This window comes from Planotetraspora sp. A-T 1434 (assembly GCF_025420585.1).
Classification (GTDB): domain Bacteria; phylum Actinomycetota; class Actinomycetes; order Streptosporangiales; family Streptosporangiaceae; genus JAOEGB01.
On sequence record NZ_JAOEGB010000007.1, the window covers coordinates 264,258 to 284,075 of the forward strand.

The following is a 19,818-nucleotide window of genomic DNA, read 5'->3' on the forward strand; positions in this document are numbered from 1 at the left end:
GAATCTCGCGCATCGCCGACCCTCTTGACCGACCAGTCGGTATGCTGGTGTCGCACAGTCGAGAAGGAGGTCACGATGGCGCGCAGCGCAGCCACCATGGAGGAGCCGGTGCGGCAGCGCCTGCTCGCCGAGGCTACCCGGCTTTTCGCCGAGCGGGGCTTCGAGAGCACGTCCGTCCAGGAGATCGTCGCGGCGGCCGGCGTCACCAAGGGCGCTATGTACCACTATTTCGGCTCAAAAGATGATCTGCTCCATGAGATCTACGGCCGCGTGCTCCGCATGCAGATGGAACGCCTGACCCGGTTCGCCGACGCGGAGGGCCCGATCGCCGAGCGCCTGCACGCCGCGGCGACCGACGTCGTGGTCACCACGGTCGAGAACCTCGATGACTCGAAGATCTTCTTCCGGTCGATGCACCAGCTCGCCCCCGAGACCTACAAGAACGTCCGGGCCGAGCGCCGCCGCTACCACGAGCGCTTCCGCGACCTGGTGATCGAGGGCCAGCGCGCCGGGGACTTCCGTGACGACATCCCCGCCGAGATGGTGGTCGACTTCTTCTTCGGCTCGGTCCACCACCTCGGCACCTGGTATCACCCCGACGGGCCGCTCTCCGGCCCCGAGGTCGGCCGCCACTTCGCCGACCTCCTGCTCAGCTCACTGGCCCCGGCAGGTCGGCCGGCTCCGTGAGGGCCTGGCGGTGGTCGCCCGGCGTGCCCAGCGCGATCTCGTCGGCCTTGGCCCGCTTGAGATAGAGATGCGCGGGGTGCTCCCAGGTCATCCCGATCCCGCCGTGCAACTGCACGCACTCCTCCGCGGCGTGTACGGCTACCGCCCCGCAGTACGCCTGCGCCACCGCGACCGCCACGGCCACCTTTGAACTGTCCACCTCTGCGTCTGTCCCGAGGAGGTCGGCGGCGTTCCGGGCGGCGGCCCTGGCGCCGACGACCTCCAGCCACAGGTCGGCCAGCCGGTGCTTGATCGCCTGGAACGAGCCGACGGGCCGGGCGAACTGCTTGCGCTCATTGACGTACGCCACCGTGGTGTTCAGGCACCACTCGGCCACCCCGAGCTGCTCGGACGCGAGCAGTCCCGCGCCCAGCAGCAGAGCGTCCCGGACGCCGGCGACGGTTCCGAGGACCTCCGCCCTGGCACCGGAGAACGACACCGTCGCGACAGGCCGCGTGAGATCGAGCGATGGCAGGGTCGTGACCTGCGCCGCCGAGACGTCCACGGCGCAGAGGGCCACGCCGTCTCCGGGCGAGAGCCGTACCGGAACGAGCAGCACGTCGGCGGCCTCCGCGCCGACCACACCGGTGACCCGGCCCGTCGCCGTGCCGTCCACGCCGGGCGTCATGGGCGAGACCGGAGCCACGGTGGAGGCCGCACCCGCCCCATCCGGCATCGGCGCCGCTTCCGGGCTCGGGTCCAGCGTCACCGCCGGGCTCAGGGGCTGGTACGGCGAGGCGGCGAACGACACCGCGAGTGCCGCCGTGGTCTCCCCCGACGCCAGCCGCTCCAGCAAACCCCGGACCGCGACGCCGTCCCCGGCGCCCAGCAGGGCTGTCGTGGCAAGGACCGCGCTGCTCAGGAACGGTACGGGAGCGACCGCGCGGCCCAGCTCCTCCAGCACCACGGCGACCTCGCGGGCCGACGCCCCGGCTCCCCCCAGCTCCTCCGGAACGAGCAACCCGGCCACGCCGATGTCCCGAGCCAGCGCCTTCCACAGATCCATGTCGTACGGCATGCCGCCCGGCGAAGCGGCCCCGTCGACCCGGGTCAGCACCGCCGACGAGGAGCTCTTGTCGGCGAGCAGATCGCGGACCGCCGCCCGCAACTCCTCCTCGACCTCGGTATAGAGCAGAGTCACGGGCTTCCCACTTCCTCACTCATCACAACTCCTCGACCGTGGAGATTTCGGGCGGCGGAGAGAACGCGGCGGGGCGCCGCGCGGCGTCCTCGCGGGGAGGAGGCCGTCAACGGGGAAGGTCCTTCCAGGGGACATCCTTGTCGGCACGGGGCTCCGACGGCAGCCCGAGGACGCGTTCGGCGAGGATGTTGCGCAGGATCTCCGAGGTGCCGCCCTCGATGGAGTTCCCCTTGGCCCGCAAGTAGCGATAGCCGGCCTCGCGTCCGAGGAAGTCGACGCTCTCGGGGCGGCGGAAGGTCCAGTCGTCGTAGGCCAGGCCGTCCTCGCGCAGCAACTCCACCTCCAGCCCGGACAGCTCCTGGTGGAGCCGGGCGAAGGCGAGCTTCATGCCCGACCCCTCCGGCCCGGGATGTCCGGCGGCGAGTTGTTCGCGCAGCCGCGCGGCGGTGAGCCGCATGATCTCTGAGTCGACCCAGAGCCCGAGGAGCCGCTGGTGCAGCGCATGCGTGCGCAGCTCCGGCCGGGAGCGCCAGGTCTCGGCGACGACGTCGATCATCGCCCGTTTGGTGGGCGTGCCGCCGATGGCCACGCGCTCGTTCATGAGCGTGGTCTGGGCGACCCGCCAGCCGTCGCCGACCTCGCCGAGCCGCAGCGAGTCCGGCAGGCGCACGCCGGTGAGGAAGACCTCGTTGAACTCGGCCTCACCGGTGATCTGGCGAAGCGGGCGCACCTCGACACCGGGCGCCCGCATGTCGCACACGAAGTAGGTGAGCCCCCGGTGCTTGGGGACGTCCGGGTCGGTGCGGGCGACCAGGATCGCCCAGCGGGCGAAGTGGGCGACCGACGTCCACACCTTCTGTCCGTCGACGATCCACTCGTCGCCGTCCCTGACGGTCCGCGTGGCGAGGGTGGCGAGGTCGGATCCGGCGCCCGGCTCGCTGAAGAGCTGGCACCAGACCTCCTCCCCCGTCCACAGCGGCCGCAGGAACCGCTTCCGCTGCTCGTCCGTGCCGAAGGCGAGGATCGTGGGCGCCGCCATGCCGAGGCCGATGGCGATGCGCCCCGGCCGGTTGCCCGGCGTGCCCGCCAGCTCCCGCTCCACGACGGGCTGGAGATCACGCCGCGCCCCCAGGCCGCCGAGGCCCTCGGGGAAGTGAACCCAGGCGAGCCCCGCGTCGAACCGGGCGCGCAGGAAGTCGAGCCGGTCCATCTCCGCCGGATCGTGCTCCGCCAGAAACGCGCGGGCCCGCTCCTCTACCGCCGCCTCATCCCATGCCACGAAATATCACCCCAAAGTCGTCGCCTGCGGTCGCGCTGAGCCTGCTCTGTGCCTCACGAGGGCTGGGCCGTACGACATGATCCGGCATGAGAACCGGGCTTGTCAGGACATGTGCTTCTTAAGCTCGCGGTAGGCCAGGGAGCGCTTGTGGACCTCGTCCGGGCCGTCGGCGAAGCGCAGGCTCCGCGCGGCCACCCAGAGGCCGGCGAGTGGGAAGTCCTGGCTGAGCCCTCCGGCGCCGTGCACCTGAATCGCCTTGTCGAGGATCCACTCGACGGTCACCGGAGTCGCGATCTTGATGGCCTGGATCTCGGCGTGCGCGCCGCGGTTGCCCGCCGTGTCCATCAGCCATGCCGTCTTGAGGACGAGCAGGCGGAGCTGCTCGATCTTCACGCGGGATTCCGCGATCCAGTCCTGCACCACGCCCTGCTGCGCGATCGGCTTGCCGAACGTGCTGCGTGACAGGGCGCGCTCGCACATCATGTCGACGGCCCGCTCCGCCATGCCGATCAGCCGCATGCAGTGGTGGATGCGGCCCGGCCCGAGGCGGGCCTGGGCGATGGCGAAGCCGCCGCCCTCCTCGCCGATCAGATGGTCGGCGGGCACGCGCACGTCCTCGAAGAGGATCTCGGCGTGGCCACCGTGGTCGCCGTCGTCGTAGCCGAGGACCTTCATGCCGCGCCTGACCGTGACCCCGGGGGTGCCGCGCGGCACGAGGATCATGCTCTGCTGGCGGTGCGACGGGGCGTCCGGGTTGGTCTTCCCCATCACGATGAAGATCTTGCAGTTGGGGTTCATCGCGCCGGTGATGAACCACTTGCGGCCGTTGATGACGTACTCGTCGCCGTCCCTGGTGATGGACGTCGAGATGTTCGTCGCGTCCGAGGAGGCCACGTCGGGCTCGGTCATCGCGAAGGCCGACCGGATCTCGCCGCCCAGCAGCGGTTCGAGGTATTCCTTGCGCTGCCACTCACTGCCGAACTGGGCGAGCAGCTCCATGTTGCCGGTGTCGGGCGCGGCACAGTTCGTCGCGGCCGGGGCGATGGCGGGCGATCTCCCCATGATCTCGGCGAGCGGCGCGTACTGCAGGTTGGTGAGCCCGGCGCCCTCCTCCCCTGGCAGGAAGAGGTTCCACAGGCCGCGCTTGCGCGCCTCGCCCTTCAGGTCCTCCAGAAGGGGCGGCGGGCTCCACCCGCTCGCGGCCGACTGCTCCTCGAAGGCGTGCTCGGCCGGATAGACGCACTCGTCCATGAAGGCCCGCAGCTTCGCCTGAAGCTCGATCGTGGTGTCGTCGAACGCGAAATTCATTCAGACCTCCCTGAGACCTCGGGCGACCAGCGGGGCCACCTGCTCGCCGATCTCGGCGAAGCCGTCCCCGACCGTGAGCCCCTGGGTGTAGCGGAAGTGGATGCCCTCGGCGATCACCGCGAGCTTGAAACAAGCGAGGCCGACGTACCAGCCCAGCCGGGACAGGTCGCGGCCGGACGCCTCGGCGTAGTGGGAGGCCAGCTCGCCGGTGTCGGGCACCTCGCCGGGGGCTCCGTTGTCGAGCGTGGTGAACTCGCCGTACAGCAGAAACAGCGCGAAGTCGGTGAGCGGGTCGCCGAGCGTGGACATCTCCCAGTCGAGGACGGCCCTCACCCGGCCGTCGCCGTCGATCAGGGTGTTGCCGAGCTTGAAGTCCCCGTGGACGATGGCCGCCTTGCCCGAGCCGGGGATCGCCTGCGAGAGCCGTACGTACAGGTCGTCGATCCCGGGGACGTCACGGCTGCGCGACGCGTCGAGCTGGCGCTTCCACCGGCCGACCTGTCGCTCCAGGAAGCCGTCCGGCCTGCCGAAGTCGCCGAGGCCGACGTCGTCGGGCGCGATGGAGTGCAGCGCGGCCAGCACGTCGACCAGGCCGTGCGCCAGCCGGGGAGTGAGCGGCGGCTGGTCGCCCTCCACGTATTCCATGACGTAGAAGGGCGCGCCGATGACGTCCGGGTCCTGGCAGAGGTGGTAGGTCCGGGGCACCGGCACGGGGGTGTCCTGGAGCGCGCTCATCACGCGATACTCCCGGCCCATGTCGTGCGCGGTGGCCAGCACGTGCCCGAGCGGCGGCCTGCGCACGACGAACGTCCCAGGTCGTGCCGGCGACTGCCCAGCGCCCTGAGAGTGCCCAGAGCCGTCTCGGACGACGTAGGTCAGGTTCGACTTGCCGCCCGTGATCATCTCGGCGGTGAGCGGCCCTTCGGTGAGCCCCTCCCTCTGGAGGTGGCCGGCGAGACGGGCAAGGTCGAGGCCGGGCGGATGAGCGTTCACGTCCGTAGCGTACCGACCAGACGGTATGCCTGTCGAACGGTACCCTCGGCTCATGGAACCGACGTTCTTCGCCACCCCCGACGAACTGCGCGCCTGGTTCTCGGCCAACCACGTCACCGAGAGCGAGCTGTGGGTCGGCTACTACAAGAAGGGCACGCGCAAACCGAGTATCACCTGGCCCGAGTCCGTCGACCAGGCCCTGTGCTTCGGCTGGATCGACGGCGTCCGCAAGAGCGTGGACGAGCACTCCTACAAGATCCGCTTCACCCCCAGGAAGCCGCGGAGCATCTGGAGCGCGGTCAACATCGCCAAGGTCGGAGAGCTCACCGAGGCCGGGCTCATGCAGCCTGCAGGCCTCAAGGCGTTCGAGAACCGGGCCGAGGACCGCTCGGCCGTCTACTCGCACGAGCAGCGTCAGCCGGCGGAGCTCCCCGAGGAGTTCGAGGCCGAGTTCCGGGCCAACCCGGCCGCGTGGGAGTGGTTTGAGAGCCGGCCCGCCTGGTATCGCCGGGCCTCGACCCATTGGGTGGTCAGCGCCAAGCGGGAGGACACCCGGCGCCGGCGCCTCGCCCAGCTGATCGACGACTCGGCCAACGCCCGGACCATCCCCTCCCTCACCCGGAACTCCCGCTGACGTCATGCCCGGGACCGCCGGGGAAGCGGTGTGGCCGAGTGGCCGGGGAAAGCCCCGAAGAGCGCCGGAAGGGTGGTTCTGTGAAGCGCTGCGGGAAAAGTGGTGCGGGGAAAGCGGCGTTAAGTGGCTATCCCGAAGTGCCGCCGCGTCTCACTACGGTATCGCGCATGACCGCGAAGATGCCGGACCCCGTTGTCCTCGAAGGCGATTCCGTACGGCTCGCGCCGCTCACGCTCGACCACGTGCCCGACCTCTACGCGGCGGGCGGCGGTGACGAGGAGGTCTGGCGCTGGCGGTCGTCCCCCATGCCCGCCTCCGAGGCCGGCCTGCGGCGCCAGGTCGCCGGCCTCCTGGGCCGGCCTGAGACCGTCCAGTTCGCCGTCATCCTGCGGGAGACCGGCCGGGCCATCGGCTCGACCGGCTTCTGGGACGTCGGCGGTTTCGACACGAGCGTCGAGATCGGCTCCACCTGGTACGGCCGGGCCTATTGGCGAACCGCCGTCAACACGGAATGCAAGGTGCTGCTGCTCGACCACGCCTTTCACGCCCTCGGATTCAGCCGTGTGGTGCTCAAGACCGACATCCTCAACCTCCGGTCGCAGGCGGCCATCGAACGCATCGGCGGCGTCAGGGAGGGCACCCTGCGCCGGCAGTACCGCCGTCCCGACGGCACCTGGCGGGACAGCGCCTACTACTCGATCCTCGACGACGAGTGGCCGTCTCACCGGGCCCGCCTGACCGACCGGCCCCGACCTGCATGATCATGGAACGGGAGTGAGCAGGTCAGCGGACCGACGCCGGAATTCACGCATGATCACGAACGCGAGAAGGCCAGATCAGAGGGCATTCCGGGGAACCTGTGCATGATCACGGCGGAGCGGAGGGGGCGGGCGGCATGGCGCACGCGGTGGTGATCGGGGCGGGGATCGGCGGCCTGACGGCGGCGGTCGCCCTGGAGCGCGAGGGCTGGACGGTGACCGTCTTCGAGCAGGCGGCGTCCATCGAGCCGGTCGGCTCGGGGCTCGCCGTCGCGCCCAACGCGCTGCGGGCGCTGGACACGATCGGCGTCGGCGACCAGGTGCGGGAGCTGTCCGCCATACAGGGCGAAGCGGGCATACGGCGGCCCGACGGCCGTTGGATCTCCCGGACAAGCGCCGAGGACGCGCGGGCGCGTTACGGCGACCCCACCGTGCTGCTCCTGCGTTCGACGCTGGTCGATCTCCTGTCCGCACGGCTCTCGCCCGGTGCGCTGCGCCTCGACTCCCGGGTGGAGTCGGTCGACGCCGGCAGCGGCCGGGTCACCACGAGCGGCGGCACGGTCGGCGCGGACCTTGTCGTGGCGGCGGACGGCATCCGGTCGCCGGTCAGGAAAGCGCTGTTTCCCCATCACCCGGACCCGGTCTACGCGGGTGTGACGAGCTGGCGCGTCGTCGTTCCGGCGGCCGGGCCCGTCCGGGCCTCCGAGACCTGGGGCCGCGGCCTGGTGTTCGGCGTGATGCCGCTGGCCGACGACCAGGTGTACTGCTACGCCACCGCCGTGGTCCCCGCGGACCAGGTCAACGGTGACGAGAAGGCGGAGCTGGTGCGGCTGTTCCGGCGCTGGCATGAGCCGATCCCGGCGCTGCTCGCCGCCGCCGATCCCGGCGCGGTGCTCCGCCACGACATCTACTCCATGGACACGCCTCTCCCCGCCTTCCACAGAGGAAAGGTGGCGCTGCTCGGGGACGCCGCCCACTCGATGACGCCGCACCTCGGCCAGGGCGCCTGCCAGGCCATCGAGGACGCCGTCGTCCTCGCCCACCACGTGGGCGAAGCCCACCACGCCGGCCGTACGAGCCATGCGGGCTCCGGCGGTGGCGATCACCTCACGGCGGGCCTCGCCGCCTACACGGAGGCCAGGCGGGACAGGACGACTCGGATCGTCCGGCGGTCGCGGGCGATCGGCCGGCTCACCCTGTGGACCAACCCACTGGCCGTGTTCGCCCGTGACGGTGCCATGTCGCTGGCGGGGAAGCTCGGGCCCAACGTGGCGTTCCGCCAGTTCGACGAGGTCTTCAACTGGCGCCCTCCGGCGTGACCGGCGGCGGGTCGGTCCGGTAGAGGACGACGTAGCCCTCGCGGTCGAAGACGGCCTGATAGCCCATCGCCTTCAGCTCGTCCACACGCTGCCGCATCCGGTCGGTGGAGCCCCAGGGGAAGGCCATGCGGCTGGTGTCGGCGACGATCCACTGCGCCACGGGAGGCCGGTCCGACCAGAGCAGCACCGTCGTGCGGGCGGACAGGTGCGGGCCCACGTGGTTGACCGCTTCGACCACCACCCCGCTCGGCACCGTCCTGACCGCCTGCTCCGCCGCGACCACGTCCGGGTGGGTCTCGTAGAACTCCGGGCGGATGAGCTGGTCGAACGGGAATCGCGGGACGAGCGTGAGCGCCACGACGAACACCCCGCCCGCCCACACCAGGGCGCCGGTCCGCGCGTCCAGGCCGGGACGGCGCCGCCGTACCCATCCGGTGAGCCGTACGGTCCCGTCGACGCCCGCGCACAGCAGGACGGCCACCGTGAAGGCGCTGTGGTGGAAGTCGGTGACCCACCACACGGGCCGGTCCGAGAGCATCCGCTCCAGGAACTGCGGCAGCGCCATCAGCGTCAGCGGTGAGAACAGGCAGGTCAGCAGCGCCGGCCAGAGCAGGAACATCCACGTGTCGATCTTCACTTGTGGGCTGACGAGCGTCTTCAGCACGCCGAGGGGGTCGGTGACCAGCGTGGTGAGCACCTCCGGCGCAGTCTTCCCGAGCTGGTCGTAGGCCCAGTAGAGCTCCGGATCGCCGCCGACCGCGGGGATGAGCACCTGCCGTGCCAGGACGGTGTAGACGAGCCCGGCCACGACGTACATGACCCCGTCGAAGCGACGCCCGCGCAGGAAGGCGAAGCAGCCGAACCCAGCGACCATGAGACCCATGTCCTCCTTGATCAGGAGGAGCCCGAAGGCGGCGACCGCTGTCGCGCCGTGCCTGCCCGCGTGGAACCGTTCGATCATCACCGCTGTCAGGAGCGGCGCGAAGGCGACCTCGTGGAAGTCGAAGTTCACAGCCCGCGCGATCGGCCAGGAGACGGCGTACGCGATGACGAGCAGGTAGGCCGGCGCGGTGCCGAGCACCCGGCGGGTGAACAGCCACAGCGGTGGGATGGCGAGCGCGAACAGCACCGCCTGGGCGACGATGAGCGTCTCGGGGCCGTTGTGGATCCAGTAGAGCGGGGCGAGCAGCGCCAGGATGGGCGAGAAGTGCTCGCCGAGCTGGTTGAACTCCATGCCCTGCCCCAGGTCCATCCCCCTGATCGGGCTGGTGGGCGCGCCCAACGCGGCGAAGCCCCGGACCGCCTGGTCGAAGAGGGTCAGGTCGAGGCTGGTCGCCCGATAGAGGTCGAAGCGGACCAGGCCGAGCAGCGCGTAGACGCCGGTCGCCGCCACGGTGAGCGCCGTGACGGACACCAGATGCTGGTCCGGCCACCGCCTCGGCGAGACCGGTCCCACGCCCGGCCCAAGAGGCGCGCGGGTCCGCGTGCGCGTCCCGAGAAAACCGTTCAACCCCGCCATCACGTCGGCCGGTGTGGCACGGCGTCCTGTCTTGCCCCCAACATGCTCACGGACGCGAATCCCCCCATGTGATCGCCGATCCCCCAACCGAGGTGACGCTACCCCGGATCGCCCCAGGCGGCTGGGGAAACGGGGATGGAACGTCGCCATAGCGGCGGCAAATATCCGCCCAGATCTGCTCCGCGGCGCCCTGCTCGACGACCCGCCCGGGCTCGTCTTTGGCCACCAGGAAGAAGGCGCAGTGCTGGGAGACGCGCTGAACCTGCCGCAGGTTGTGGGTGACCGGGCGTCGAGCAGGACCTTGAGGGTGCCCAGGTTGTCCGGCCGCGGCCTGCTCCCCCAAGGAGAGAAAATCTGTTGCGGCTGAGGTAGACATTTGAGGTTGATGAAGCTAGGGTTTCTGACATCACAGGGAACGGTTCCACAAGGGCAGAGCATGAAGCGTCAGCATCACGACGAACTGCCCAGATGAAGGTGGATGTACTGAAGTAGCGCATGGCAGAAGGTCGGACATGCCGGGGCCAGAGCAGTTTCAAGGGGTCCTGGCCGTGGACACGCTGCCGAGACGGCCTGAGGTCGTCGCAGATGAAGTGCAGTTCGAAATGTTCAGAGAAGAGAAGGGAGTTGAACGCCATCAGGATCGCCCGTTGCCGGCTGTGTTCTTGCCGCTCGGGTACCGCAGTTCCACGGATAGGACGGTGGTCTCCGGTCACGCATTCGCGATCCCCGCGTCCCCGCTCACAGGGTGGTCGACGCGGAAATAAGGAAGTCGGCCAGATGGCCGGTAGATGGTGTTGAACCTCTTTCGGGCCCCGGTGCAACTGGCACCGGGGCCCCTGTCCGCATTCCGGAAGGGTTTATGGATAGAGCGCAGCTAGCCGCGGCCGACCCCACGTCGGCCGGCAGATCCGATGACAAGTTCGACGATGACGACTACCCCGCCTACAGCATGGGCCGCGCCGCCGAAATGGTCGGAGTCACACCAGCGTTCTTGCGCAGCCTGGGCATCGCCAAGCTGATCGAGCCGCAACGCTCCGGAGGCGGTCACCGCCGCTATTCCCGTTACCAACTCCGCCTCGCAGCCAGAGCCAGGGAACTGGTTGACCAGGGCACGGCCTTGGAAGCGGCCTGCCGCATCCTCATCCTGGAAGACCAACTCGCGGAGGCCCAGCGCATCAACGCTGAACTGCAGCGCAACGCGACGCCCCAAGGATGACGATGGAAGCGGCCCGGTAGAACTCTGCGCGCCCGCCGCTGCGCCACCAGTGCGGTGGGCGAGCTGAGGTCGTACAGTGACGCGCTCTGGGGACCGAGCGATGCTCATCGCGCTGGCGCACCTGCTGCCTGCCGCCCCTCGCCTGTGGCTGTTCACCCCCGACCGCTATGCCAAGCGCTGGGTACGCACCCGACGAATCGGACTCGCCGACCGCCTGCTGATCTACCCCTGTGAAGCACGGGCCGTGACAGGCCGGTGATCCCAGGTGGACGGCAGGCGTATCGAGGGAAGTCGGTAGCGCCTGAACGGTCAGAAGGCGGCAATCCCCATAAAGCGCGCCTTTCAGGTGCGGGCGGCCTCGACCGCCGTGCCGGAGACCTCCTCGGCGACGGGAGCCGCGCGCAGATGGTCGGGGGTCAGGCGGCCGAGCGTTATTGTCCCGGCGATGAGCACGGCGGCGGCGAGCAGGGCCGGGATGACGTTCTCCGCTCCCGTGGGCAGCGACTCGCCCAGCAGCAGGGCTCCCGCCGTGACCGAGGTGATGGGGTCCACCACCTGCACTCCGGCGTAGGCGATGCCGAAGTAGCCCACGGCGTACGACTTCTGCAGCAGCACCACGGCGCAGACCAGCAGCACGGGGACGGCGAGCGTGAACCAGTGGAGCAGCCGGGTGAGGTCGCCGCCGAGCCCGCCTCCTACGACCCGCACGAACGTGGAGACCGTGGCGGTGACCGAACCCGCGCCGATCGCCATGGACAGCGCCTTCAGCGGCCCTCGCAGCCACCGCGCGATGGTGAACGTCACGGCGACGATCAGAGCGACGCAGCCGATGAGCCCCAGCGCGGAGCGGTCCGACAGCACGGGGGTCACGTTGCGCGCCGGGATCAGCAGCATCAGCCCCAGCAGCCCGGCCGCGACCGCGACCGACCCGAGGATCTCGGCGCGGTGCGGGCGTCTGCCGTGCAGCAGCGCGGACAGCGGCACGGCGAAGACGAGCGTCGCCACGCTGACCGGCTGCACGACGACGAGTGGCGCGAAGCTCAGCGCCACCGCGTGCAGGGACGCCCCGGCGAAGCCGATGACGCCGCCGATCCACCAGCGTGGCCGCTTCACCAGCTTGAGCGTGGCGCCCTCACTGACCGCCTCGAACTGCTGTAGGGCGGCGCCCAGCGCGTATCCCAGGGCGCCGACGAGGGCGATCGAGATTCCCACCCAGATCATGGGCGCCGACCGGTGAGTCGCGAGTCGAGGGTCACCACGCAAGCTTAGGGACTAAGTGGACTGTCCCGGCCCTCTCGACCGGGACAGGACACGTGAAAGCTACGACCTTTCCGGACAGACGCAGAAGAGATGGCCCTCGGGGTCGGCGAGCACGACCCATCCGTCCCCGGGCTGGAACTCGGGCTTGGTGGCGCCGAGGTCGAGATACTCCTGTACGGCTTTCGCCACGTCGGGCACCCGGAAGTCGAGGTGGAACTGCTTGCCGGGGCCGGGCCAGCCGGCGGGCTTCCGGTCCGGCACCCGCTGGAAGAAGATGTTGACCGTGCCGTCGCTGATTCCGGCGTACTCGTCCTCGGCGTACTGCACCTCGTATCCGGTCACCTTGGCGTAGAAGTCGGCGAGCTTGCGCGGCTCGGCACAGTCGATGGTCACGGCGATCAGCTTCGCGGTCGTTGTCATGGCGGCCATCCTGCCCGCCATACCTGCCAACCGGTGTCAGCTATGCCGGGGCGGCCCTGCACCCCGGCCACGCCCGGATAGTGGGACCATGAATCGGGCAGACGGAACCAGTCCGGCAGGTGAGTCGTTGGAGCGTGCATGGCCTCGGTAGTTGGGTTCGTCCGGCGTTTCCTCGACAAGCCCGGAAGTGTCGATCTTTCGCCGTTCGAGCGGATCGTCGCCGAGGCGGGCGAACTGGAAGGCGAGGTCCGCCTGCGCGCCGACCTCCGCCCGGAGACGGTCGGGACCGCCGAGTTCTGCGCCGTGGTCCGCGAGGCCGCCCGCCGGACGCTGGGTCAGCGGCCGTTCGACGTCCAGCTCGTGGGCGTGCTCGCCATGCTGAACGGTCACGTCGTCCAGATGGCGACCGGCGAGGGCAAGACGCTGGCGGGCGCCCTGACCGCGGCCGGCTTCGCCTTGCAGGGCAAGCGGGTCCACGCGGTCTCGGTCAACGACTACCTGGCCCGGCGTGACGCCGAATGGATGGCCCCGCTGTACGAGGCGCTCGGCCTCACCGTCGGCTGGATCGCCGAGACCTCGGCCTCCGAGGAGCGCCGCGAGGCCTACTCCCGGGACGTGACGTACGCGGCGGTCAGCGAGCTCGGCTTCGACGTGCTGCGCGACCGGCTCCGCACCGACCCCGCCGACCTGGTCGTTCCCGCGCCGCAGGTCGCCCTGGTCGACGAGGCCGACTCGGTGCTCGTGGACGAGGCGCGCGTGCCGCTCGTGCTGGCCGGCGCCGCCGATCCGGGTGCGGCGGTGCCGGAGATGGCCGCTCTGGTCCGCCGGCTGTCGAGGGGCTACCACTACAAAATCGACGAGGAGGGGCGCAACGTCTTCCTCACCCCCAAGGGCACCGACACGGTGGAGAAGGCCCTCGGCATCGACCTCTACCACGACCCCGGCATGGTGACCGAGGTCAACCTGGCCCTGCACGCGCACGCGCTGCTCACCCGCGACGTCGACTACATCGTCAGGGACGGGCGGGTCCACCTCATCAACCCGTCACGGGGGCGGGTCGCCATCCTGCAGCGCTGGCCCGACGGTCTCCAGGCCGCCGTGGAGGCGAAGGAGAAACTGCCCGCCTCGGAGACCGGTGAGATCCTCGACTCGCTGACCATCCAGGGCCTTATCCGGCGTTATCCCGAAATATGCGGCATGACGGGTACGGCTGTCGCGGTGGGCGAGCAACTCCGCGAGTTCTACGACCTGCGGGTCGCCGTGATCCCCCCCAACAAGCCGTGCGTCAGGCTCGACGAGCCCGATCGGATCTATGCCACGGCGGAGGAGAAGGAGCGCGCCCTGCTGGACGAGATCGCCGCCCAGCACGCCACCGGCCGCCCCATCCTGATCGGCACGCTCGACGTGGCCGAGTCGGAGCATCTGGACGAGTTGCTCCGAGCCCGGGGCCTGCGGCCCGTGGTCCTCAACGCGAAGAACGACGCGGAGGAGGCCGCGATCATCGCCGGAGCCGGCGCCCGTGGAGCGATCACCGTCTCCACCCAGATGGCCGGCCGCGGCACCGACATCCGCCTCGGCGGCCAGGCCGTACCGGACAAGGCCGCACAGGCGACCGCACCTGTCGCCCCGGAGCCTCATCCCGACGGCCAGGCCGCGCCGGATCCGTACGACGCCGGACCCGGCGCCCCGGACGAGGTCGGAGCCGGCGCTTCCGGGGCGGCCGCCACCACCCCCGGCGGCCAGGCCGTACCGGAGCAGGATGGGGACGCGGCCGCGCGGGAGCGGGAGGTCGCGGACCTCGGCGGGCTTTACGTCATCGGCACCGGGCGGCATGACAGCAGCAGGCTCGACGACCAACTCCGGGGGCGGGCGGGGCGGCAGGGCGACCCCGGCGGCTCGGTCTTCTTCGTCAGCGGTGAAGACGCGCTGCTCACCGCCTACGCGCCGGACGAGTCACTGCCTCCCGCCGACCCCGACGGCGTCGTACGGCACAAGCGGGCCGCCGAGCTGATCGCGCACGCCCAGCGGGTGGCGGAGGGCGTCAATCTGGAGATCCACCGGAACACCTGGCGCTACACGCGGCTGCTGGAGCAGCAGCGGGCCCAACTGCTCGAACGTCGCGATCGGGTGCTCCACGGCGACACCGCGGCGGAGGCGCTGAAGGAGGCGTGCCCGGACCGGTACGGCGAGCTGTCCGAAGCCGCCGGTGAGGACCTGGTGAAGAGGGCCGCCCGGCAGATCGTGCTGTTCCATCTGGACCGCTGCTGGACCGAGCACCTCGGCTACCTGGCCGACCTCCGCGAGGGCATCCACCTCCGGGCGCTCGGCCGCCTCAACCCGCTCGACGAGTTCAACCGCGAGGCCGTCCCGGCCTATCGGAGCCTCCTTGACGAGGTCGAGCGGCGCTCCAAGGAGACCTTCGAGACCGCCGACATCACTCGCGACCTGGCGGACCAGGGCCTCAAGCGGCCCACCGCCACCTGGACGTATCTCGTTCAGGACAACCCGTTCGGCTCGGAGTGGGACCGGATCCTCCAGCGCGTGTCCGGAGCCCTCAAGCGCCGCAAACGCTAGCCCCTTTCACCTTCCCCGTGATCATGCACAAGTTCCCCGATGTGCCTCGCGACCCCCACACACCCTGCTCGTGATCATGCACGGATTCCCTGCAACGCACGACGACGTGCGGAAACCGCTACGTGATCATGCGCGAATTCCTCCCCGAGCCACTGACCTGCGGCAGTCCGTTCGCGACCTTGCAACAGAGCATGCGATGCCAGATCACGAAGAGAGATCTCGCAGGTCAAAGCGATAGACGGGAATGTGTGCATGATCACCGGGAGGGGTGGGGCGGTCCTCTGAGAGAGGGGCGGCGGTTAGGCGTTTGGCCTGTTCACGGCCCGAGCGGTCGCGGCGCGGCGGACGACCATCTTGGTGGCGGTCACGGCGAGCGCGCCGACGACCAGAGCGGCCGAGACGACCGGAAGCGGCATGTCCTGTTCCGTCTGGGGACCGGACGCCGAGACGGTGCTGAAGCCCAGGGTGGTGCTCTCCTGGGCCGCCACGGGGCAGGGGCTCGCGCTCGGGGCGGTCTGTGACGAGTCGTTCTTGGTGCGGTAGGCACCCGAGGAGAACGGCATCGGGGCACCCTTCTTCCCCGGCCCCGGCCCCCACTCCGTGACGACGTACTCCACCGGGATGTGGCCCATACCGCCGGCACCCTCGACCGTCAGCGACGAGCTGTCCCAGTTGCCGCCCGTGAGGTCCGCGAAGGTCTTGCCGTCGAGGTCGAGCATGACGCCCTTGTTCGACGGGATTCCCGGGCCGCGGTCCCCGATGAAGAAGTCGGCCTTCTTGCCCTTGTAGACGACGTAGCCCTTGGTGCCCATCGGCCAGCTGGGGCTGGCCGCGAGGCCCTTCTGCATGGGCTCGCCGGAGGCGGGAGACCCGGTGTCGCCGTTGACGCCCGAGCCGTCGTCCCAGAAGTACGACGCGATGGTGCTGCCCTTGAGCAGCGGCTGCTGGCTGTCGCCCTTGGCGCCGCAGTCACCGGCGTCCTGGCGCTCCGCCAAGCTCAGCAGCTGGTGTGCGGGGGTGGCGGGGAGGTTGTCCGCGATGCTGGAAATGGGGGATCTCCTGACTGGTCACGGTTGGGTAATCGGACACTAAGTCAGGAACCACATCAAACTCAAAGCTTGGTGAGCAAATTTTACTTTCGGGGGAATAAACGATCATAACGGGGCAAAAAGGTAGGACGACCCGACGGCTTTGCCGTACCGCAGGCCCGGCTGTGCAGGGGATACAGCGGCGAGGGCCGCGACGCACGGTCGCGGCCCTCGAACATGACACCGGTCGGCCCTTTGACGTGACACAGACCCTTGGACGTGACACCGATCACCGGTCGCGGCCCTCGGACGTGCGGGAGGGTCACACCTCGGCCGGTTGCGGTGCCTCTATCTCCTTGGTGCGCGCTTGCCATAACCCGAAGGCGGCGAGGACGACGGCCGCGAACACGTATCCCAGGGCGACCTGTCCGCCGACGTTCCACCCGACCTTCTCGGCGTGCAGGAGCCCGACGAACGACAGCGCCCCGCCGAACAGCGCGTACCCGGCGGCCCAGTAGAAGTTGCGGTCGATGATGAACGCCACGATCGCGCCCAGCACGAGACCCGCCAGGATGGCCCCGCCTCCGAGCAGGACCGTGCCGCGATAGACGGTCCCGGCGCCCGCTATGGCGTCGTTCCCCACCTTCTCGGCACTGGTCCCCGCCGCGGCCAGCACGTTGTTCATCTGCCCGGCCGCCCATGAGGCGATGTTGGGGATGATGGCCATCACCACGGCCACTGCGTGGACGCGCGGCACCGCCTGGAATGCCTGGGCACCGATGAGGAGCCCGATGTAGAGCAGGATCGGGACGATCGCCGGGGTCGGGAGCAGCGCGCCGAGCAGGCCGAACATGCCCAGGAAGCACAGCAGGGCGATGACGACCCCGCTGGCCATGGAGTAGCTCGTCCGGCCGCCGGCCTCCTTCCACCCCGGGTGGCCGATGTAGACGGCCGGCGGGAAGGGCGAGCCGAGCGCGGAGCCGACGACCGCTCCCGCGCCGTCCGCGAGCAGCACGGCGCGCAGGTTGAACTTGTCGCCCGCGACCGCCGCGCTCTCCACGTTCGTCATGCCCTCGGTGAAGTTGTAGATGCCGAGCGGGATCGCGGTGGCGAGCAGCGGCGCGACCTCCTTGAGGCCGGTCACCAGCAGATCGATCTTGAGCGTCGGCAGGGCCAGGCCGATGTCGCCGAACGCGGCGGACACGTTGGCCGGGTCCATGTAGCCGCCCGCCCAGCCGATGGCGGAGCCGACCAGCAGGGCGGCCAGCCCGATCGGGATGTTGCCCGGAAGCTTCAGGTTGGTGAAGAAGCCGACCAGGATGATCACGAGCACGGGGAGCGCGATCCACAACGCCTCCCACATCTGGGCGGCCGGGCGCATCGAGATGAAGGCGATCGAGATGCCCGCGAGGGTGCCCAGCATGGCCGCCTGCGGGGTGTACCTCCGGATGACCGGCCCGGCGAACGCGCCCGCCAGCACGATGAGCCCGATGATGAAACACCAGGCCAGCCCCGCCTGCCAGGCCCGGATCGGGTCCTTGGTGGCCAGGTAGGTCGGCAGCATGATGACGAAGACGACGATGAACATGTGCGGCACGCTCGGGCCGTACGGCATGGCGGCGACGTCGGCGCGGTTCTCCTTCCTCGCGAGCCGCCGCGCCAGGAAGGTGTAGTAGACGTTGCCGATCAGAAGCTGGATGCCGAGCGCGGGGAGGATGACGCCGTAGACGTCGTTCTGCGGGAGATGCACCACGCCCAGACAGAGCGCGGTGAGCGTCAGGACGTTCACCAGCACGTTGAAGCCCAGGCCGAAGAAGGCGTTGGTGTCCCCGGCGACCCACCACGGGAGCTTCAGGGTCTTCTCCTCGGTGAGGACGGCCATCTCACACCACCTTCAGATAGTTCTCGGAGGGGGCGACCCAGCCGAAGATCCCGCCCTGGGCGGCGATCATGGCGAGGCCGGCGCGCTGGAACTCCTCGAAGTAGGAGCCGACGCAGTCAGAGAGGACGAGGCACTCGTATCCCCGGTCGTTGGCCTCGCGGACCGTGGTGTGCACGCACACCTCGGTCGTCACGCCGGTCACGATCAGGCTCGTTGTCCCGGCGGCCTCCAGCACCTCGCCGAGGTTCGTGCCGTGGAACGAGCCCTTTCCGGGCTTGTCGATGACGAGCTCGCCGTCCAGGGGCGCCAGCTCGTCGATGATGTCGTGGCCGTACTCGCCCCGGATGAGGATGCGGCCCTTCGGGCCCGGGTCGCCGATGCGCATGCTCGGACTGCCCCGGTTGAGCTTGGCCGGCGGACAGTCGCTCAGGTCGGGCAGATGGCCCTCCCTGGTGTGGATCACTAAGATCCCGGCCTCCCGGGTCGCCGACAGGACTTCGGACAGCGGGGGGATGACCTTCCGCAGCATGCTCACGTCGTTGCCCAGAGTCTCGCCGAAGCCGCCCGGCTCGACGAAGTCGCGCTGCATGTCGATGACCAGCAGAGCGGTGTGCTCGGGACTGAAGCCGAAGGGATAGGGGGAGGCGTCGACGACCAGCTGTTCAACCGCCTGTTCAACCGCCTGTTCAACCGCCTGTTCAACCGCCTGTTCAACCGCCTGTTCAACCGCCTGTTCAACCGCCTGTTCAACCATGGGCCGACTCCTTCTTCCGGGGCCCGTACGGCTGACGCCCCCCGACGCCGGACCGACCTACGATCCATACCGTCGATTGTCGACAAAATTGTGTCCGTCTCCGCTCGCAGGCGTTAAGGCGCGGTTACGCACCGGCGCCGCGGAGCCCGGCCCCTTCGGATGTCAGCCGATGTAGATGCGGGCGCCGTGAGTGGCGAGGACCTGGAGCGCGGTCTCGGGGCCGCCGGTCGCCACCGCCTCGAACAGCCTGCGGTGCCTGCGCACGCCATCCGCCGGGTCGCCCAGGTGCTCGGTCTCGCGGCGCAGGTTGGCGGCCATGTAGAGCTGAAGCTTACGGATCACGGGCTGATAGGCGAGCAGCAACTGGCGGCTGCCGGCCAGGCCGACCATGGCCAGGTGGAAGCGGCAGTGCGCGTCGTTCTCTTCGCGGAGATCGCCCGCCTCCGCCGCGGCGGCCATCGCCGCAAGGGCGGTTTCGAGGTCCGCGAGCCGGGAGGGATCGGCAACGGGCAGGGCCTCCCCCACGGCGTACCGCTCCAGCACGTCGCGGAGGGCGAACAACTCGTCGACGTCCCGCTCGGAGAGCTGGGCGACCCGGGCGCCGCGGCGCGGAAGATGCTCGACGAGACCCTGCTCATCCAGCAGGCGTAGCGCCTCCCGCAGCGGAGCGCGGCTGATGCCGAAGCGCCGGGTGAGCTGCTCCTCGACCAGGCGCTCACCCGGTTGCAGGGCACCGCTCAGGATCTCCTCACGCAGCCGGTTCATGGACAGCTCCACCAGGCTGACGGCCTCCAGCACTCGCCACCTCCTCGCCCCCACTGTGGCAGATCCCGCGGTCAGCTGCGCCCATCCACCGGCCGTTCGCCCCCACGCGCATGATCACGCCTGATGTTTTCCCATGTCAGACGGCATGCGAAGGAAGGCGTGCATGATCACCACCAGAGGGCAGGGGAAGAAGAGTGGGCCTTGACCGGCCACTTGGTTGAGAGTAGCTTCGGTCAAACTCT

17 protein-coding genes and 1 pseudogene are annotated in these 19,818 nt (G+C 69.7%); 7 read left to right on the forward strand and 11 right to left on the reverse strand.

What is annotated here, in order from left to right; translation table 11 throughout:
• Positions 1–75 precede the first annotated feature (75 nt).
• On the forward strand, positions 76–687 hold the full coding sequence (locus N5079_RS12115; protein ID WP_315967819.1) for a TetR/AcrR family transcriptional regulator: 612 nt from the start codon (positions 76–78) through the stop codon (positions 685–687).
• On the opposite strand, the gene N5079_RS12120 is transcribed toward N5079_RS12115, so the two are convergent.
• From N5079_RS12120 to N5079_RS12135, 4 genes are all read right to left on the reverse strand, one after another.
• Positions 650–1,867 (reverse strand): acyl-CoA dehydrogenase family protein, encoded by a 1,218-nt coding sequence (locus N5079_RS12120; RefSeq protein ID WP_261583733.1) that lies wholly within the window; start codon positions 1,865–1,867, stop codon positions 650–652. The two genes, N5079_RS12115 and N5079_RS12120, sit on opposite strands and share 38 nt — an antisense overlap.
• Before the next feature lie 106 nt (positions 1,868–1,973).
• Positions 1,974–3,146, reverse strand: a complete 1,173-nt coding sequence (locus N5079_RS12125; RefSeq protein ID WP_261583734.1) for an acyl-CoA dehydrogenase family protein — start codon at positions 3,144–3,146, stop codon at positions 1,974–1,976.
• A gap of 102 nt (positions 3,147–3,248) precedes the next feature.
• Positions 3,249–4,454: an acyl-CoA dehydrogenase family protein gene (locus tag N5079_RS12130; RefSeq protein ID WP_261583735.1), complete on the reverse strand. Its 1,206-nt coding sequence runs from the start codon at positions 4,452–4,454 to the stop codon at positions 3,249–3,251.
• Positions 4,455–5,447, reverse strand: a complete 993-nt coding sequence (locus tag N5079_RS12135) for a phosphotransferase family protein (protein ID WP_261583736.1) — start codon at positions 5,445–5,447, stop codon at positions 4,455–4,457.
• A 52-nt stretch (positions 5,448–5,499) separates the two neighbouring features.
• Between N5079_RS12135 and N5079_RS12140 the strand changes: the two genes are divergently transcribed.
• The 3 genes from N5079_RS12140 (at position 5,500) to N5079_RS12150 (ending at position 8,158) form a co-directional block, all read left to right on the forward strand.
• On the forward strand, positions 5,500–6,081 hold the full coding sequence (locus tag N5079_RS12140) for a YdeI/OmpD-associated family protein (RefSeq protein ID WP_261583737.1): 582 nt from the start codon (positions 5,500–5,502) through the stop codon (positions 6,079–6,081).
• Positions 6,082–6,248: 167 nt separating this feature from the next.
• A complete protein-coding gene (locus tag N5079_RS12145) occupies positions 6,249–6,842 on the forward strand; it encodes a GNAT family N-acetyltransferase (protein ID WP_261583738.1) in 594 nt (197 codons plus the stop codon).
• Between the two features lie 134 nt (positions 6,843–6,976).
• Positions 6,977–8,158: an FAD-dependent monooxygenase gene (locus tag N5079_RS12150; protein ID WP_261583739.1), complete on the forward strand. Its 1,182-nt coding sequence runs from the start codon at positions 6,977–6,979 to the stop codon at positions 8,156–8,158.
• Here N5079_RS12150 and N5079_RS12155 read toward each other — a convergent pair.
• On the reverse strand, positions 8,136–9,572 hold the full coding sequence (locus tag N5079_RS12155) for a DUF2079 domain-containing protein (RefSeq protein ID WP_261583740.1): 1,437 nt from the start codon (positions 9,570–9,572) through the stop codon (positions 8,136–8,138). The two genes, N5079_RS12150 and N5079_RS12155, sit on opposite strands and share 23 nt — an antisense overlap.
• A gap of 964 nt (positions 9,573–10,536) precedes the next feature.
• Here N5079_RS12155 and N5079_RS12160 point away from each other — a divergent pair.
• On the forward strand, positions 10,537–10,893 hold the full coding sequence (locus N5079_RS12160) for a MerR family transcriptional regulator (protein ID WP_261583741.1): 357 nt from the start codon (positions 10,537–10,539) through the stop codon (positions 10,891–10,893).
• A gap of 100 nt (positions 10,894–10,993) precedes the next feature.
• The gene (locus N5079_RS12165) at positions 10,994–11,152 is read left to right on the forward strand and encodes a hypothetical protein (protein WP_261583742.1); all 159 of its coding nucleotides are present in this window, start codon (positions 10,994–10,996) and stop codon (positions 11,150–11,152) included.
• 83 nt (positions 11,153–11,235) lie between these two features.
• Here the strand turns inward: N5079_RS12165 and N5079_RS12170 are convergent, their stop codons facing one another.
• Together N5079_RS12170 and N5079_RS12175 are read right to left on the reverse strand one after the other, a co-directional pair.
• Positions 11,236–12,114 carry a DMT family transporter gene (locus tag N5079_RS12170; protein ID WP_261583743.1) on the reverse strand — a complete coding sequence of 293 codons (879 nt, stop codon included), beginning with the start codon at positions 12,112–12,114 and terminating at the stop codon, positions 11,236–11,238.
• Positions 12,115–12,213: 99 nt separating this feature from the next.
• Entirely contained in the window at positions 12,214–12,573 is a 360-nt protein-coding gene (locus N5079_RS12175; protein WP_261583744.1) for a VOC family protein, read from the reverse strand.
• Between the two features lie 138 nt (positions 12,574–12,711).
• Between N5079_RS12175 and N5079_RS12180 the strand changes: the two genes are divergently transcribed.
• Positions 12,712–15,147, forward strand: a complete 2,436-nt coding sequence (locus tag N5079_RS12180) for an accessory Sec system translocase SecA2 (RefSeq protein ID WP_261583745.1) — start codon at positions 12,712–12,714, stop codon at positions 15,145–15,147.
• A gap of 551 nt (positions 15,148–15,698) precedes the next feature.
• On the opposite strand, the pseudogene N5079_RS12185 reads toward N5079_RS12180, so the two are convergent.
• The 4 genes and pseudogenes from N5079_RS12185 to N5079_RS12200 form a co-directional block, all read right to left on the reverse strand.
• Positions 15,699–16,085, reverse strand: a pseudogene (locus tag N5079_RS12185) (hypothetical protein); the annotation flags it as partial.
• 412 nt (positions 16,086–16,497) lie between these two features.
• Entirely contained in the window at positions 16,498–18,057 is a 1,560-nt protein-coding gene (locus tag N5079_RS12190; protein WP_261583746.1) for a hypothetical protein, read from the reverse strand.
• A 1-nt stretch (position 18,058) separates the two neighbouring features.
• Entirely contained in the window at positions 18,059–18,811 is a 753-nt protein-coding gene (locus N5079_RS12195) for a cysteine hydrolase family protein (protein ID WP_261583747.1), read from the reverse strand.
• 162 nt (positions 18,812–18,973) lie between these two features.
• Positions 18,974–19,609: a GntR family transcriptional regulator gene (locus N5079_RS12200; RefSeq protein WP_261583748.1), complete on the reverse strand. Its 636-nt coding sequence runs from the start codon at positions 19,607–19,609 to the stop codon at positions 18,974–18,976.
• Positions 19,610–19,818: the final 209 nt, after the last annotated feature.

Bases quoted from the DNA above. Each gene is read 5' to 3' on its own strand.
- N5079_RS12160 (WP_261583741.1), top strand. From the start codon at position 10,537: ATGGATAGAGCGCAGCTAGCCGCGGCCGACCCCACGTCGGCCGGCAGA.
- N5079_RS12115 (WP_315967819.1), top strand. From the start codon at position 76: ATGGCGCGCAGCGCAGCCACCATGGAGGAGCCGGTGCGGCAGCGCCTG.
- N5079_RS12170 (WP_261583743.1), bottom strand. From the start codon at position 12,114: ATGATCTGGGTGGGAATCTCGATCGCCCTCGTCGGCGCCCTGGGATAC.
- N5079_RS12190 (WP_261583746.1), bottom strand. From the start codon at position 18,057: ATGGCCGTCCTCACCGAGGAGAAGACCCTGAAGCTCCCGTGGTGGGTC.
- N5079_RS12175 (WP_261583744.1), bottom strand. From the start codon at position 12,573: ATGACAACGACCGCGAAGCTGATCGCCGTGACCATCGACTGTGCCGAG.
- N5079_RS12150 (WP_261583739.1), top strand. From the start codon at position 6,977: ATGGCGCACGCGGTGGTGATCGGGGCGGGGATCGGCGGCCTGACGGCG.
- N5079_RS12140 (WP_261583737.1), top strand. From the start codon at position 5,500: ATGGAACCGACGTTCTTCGCCACCCCCGACGAACTGCGCGCCTGGTTC.
- N5079_RS12130 (WP_261583735.1), bottom strand. From the start codon at position 4,454: ATGAATTTCGCGTTCGACGACACCACGATCGAGCTTCAGGCGAAGCTG.
- N5079_RS12180 (WP_261583745.1), top strand. From the start codon at position 12,712: ATGGCCTCGGTAGTTGGGTTCGTCCGGCGTTTCCTCGACAAGCCCGGA.
- N5079_RS12145 (WP_261583738.1), top strand. From the start codon at position 6,249: ATGACCGCGAAGATGCCGGACCCCGTTGTCCTCGAAGGCGATTCCGTA.
- N5079_RS12165 (WP_261583742.1), top strand. From the start codon at position 10,994: ATGCTCATCGCGCTGGCGCACCTGCTGCCTGCCGCCCCTCGCCTGTGG.
- N5079_RS12195 (WP_261583747.1), bottom strand. From the start codon at position 18,811: ATGGTTGAACAGGCGGTTGAACAGGCGGTTGAACAGGCGGTTGAACAG.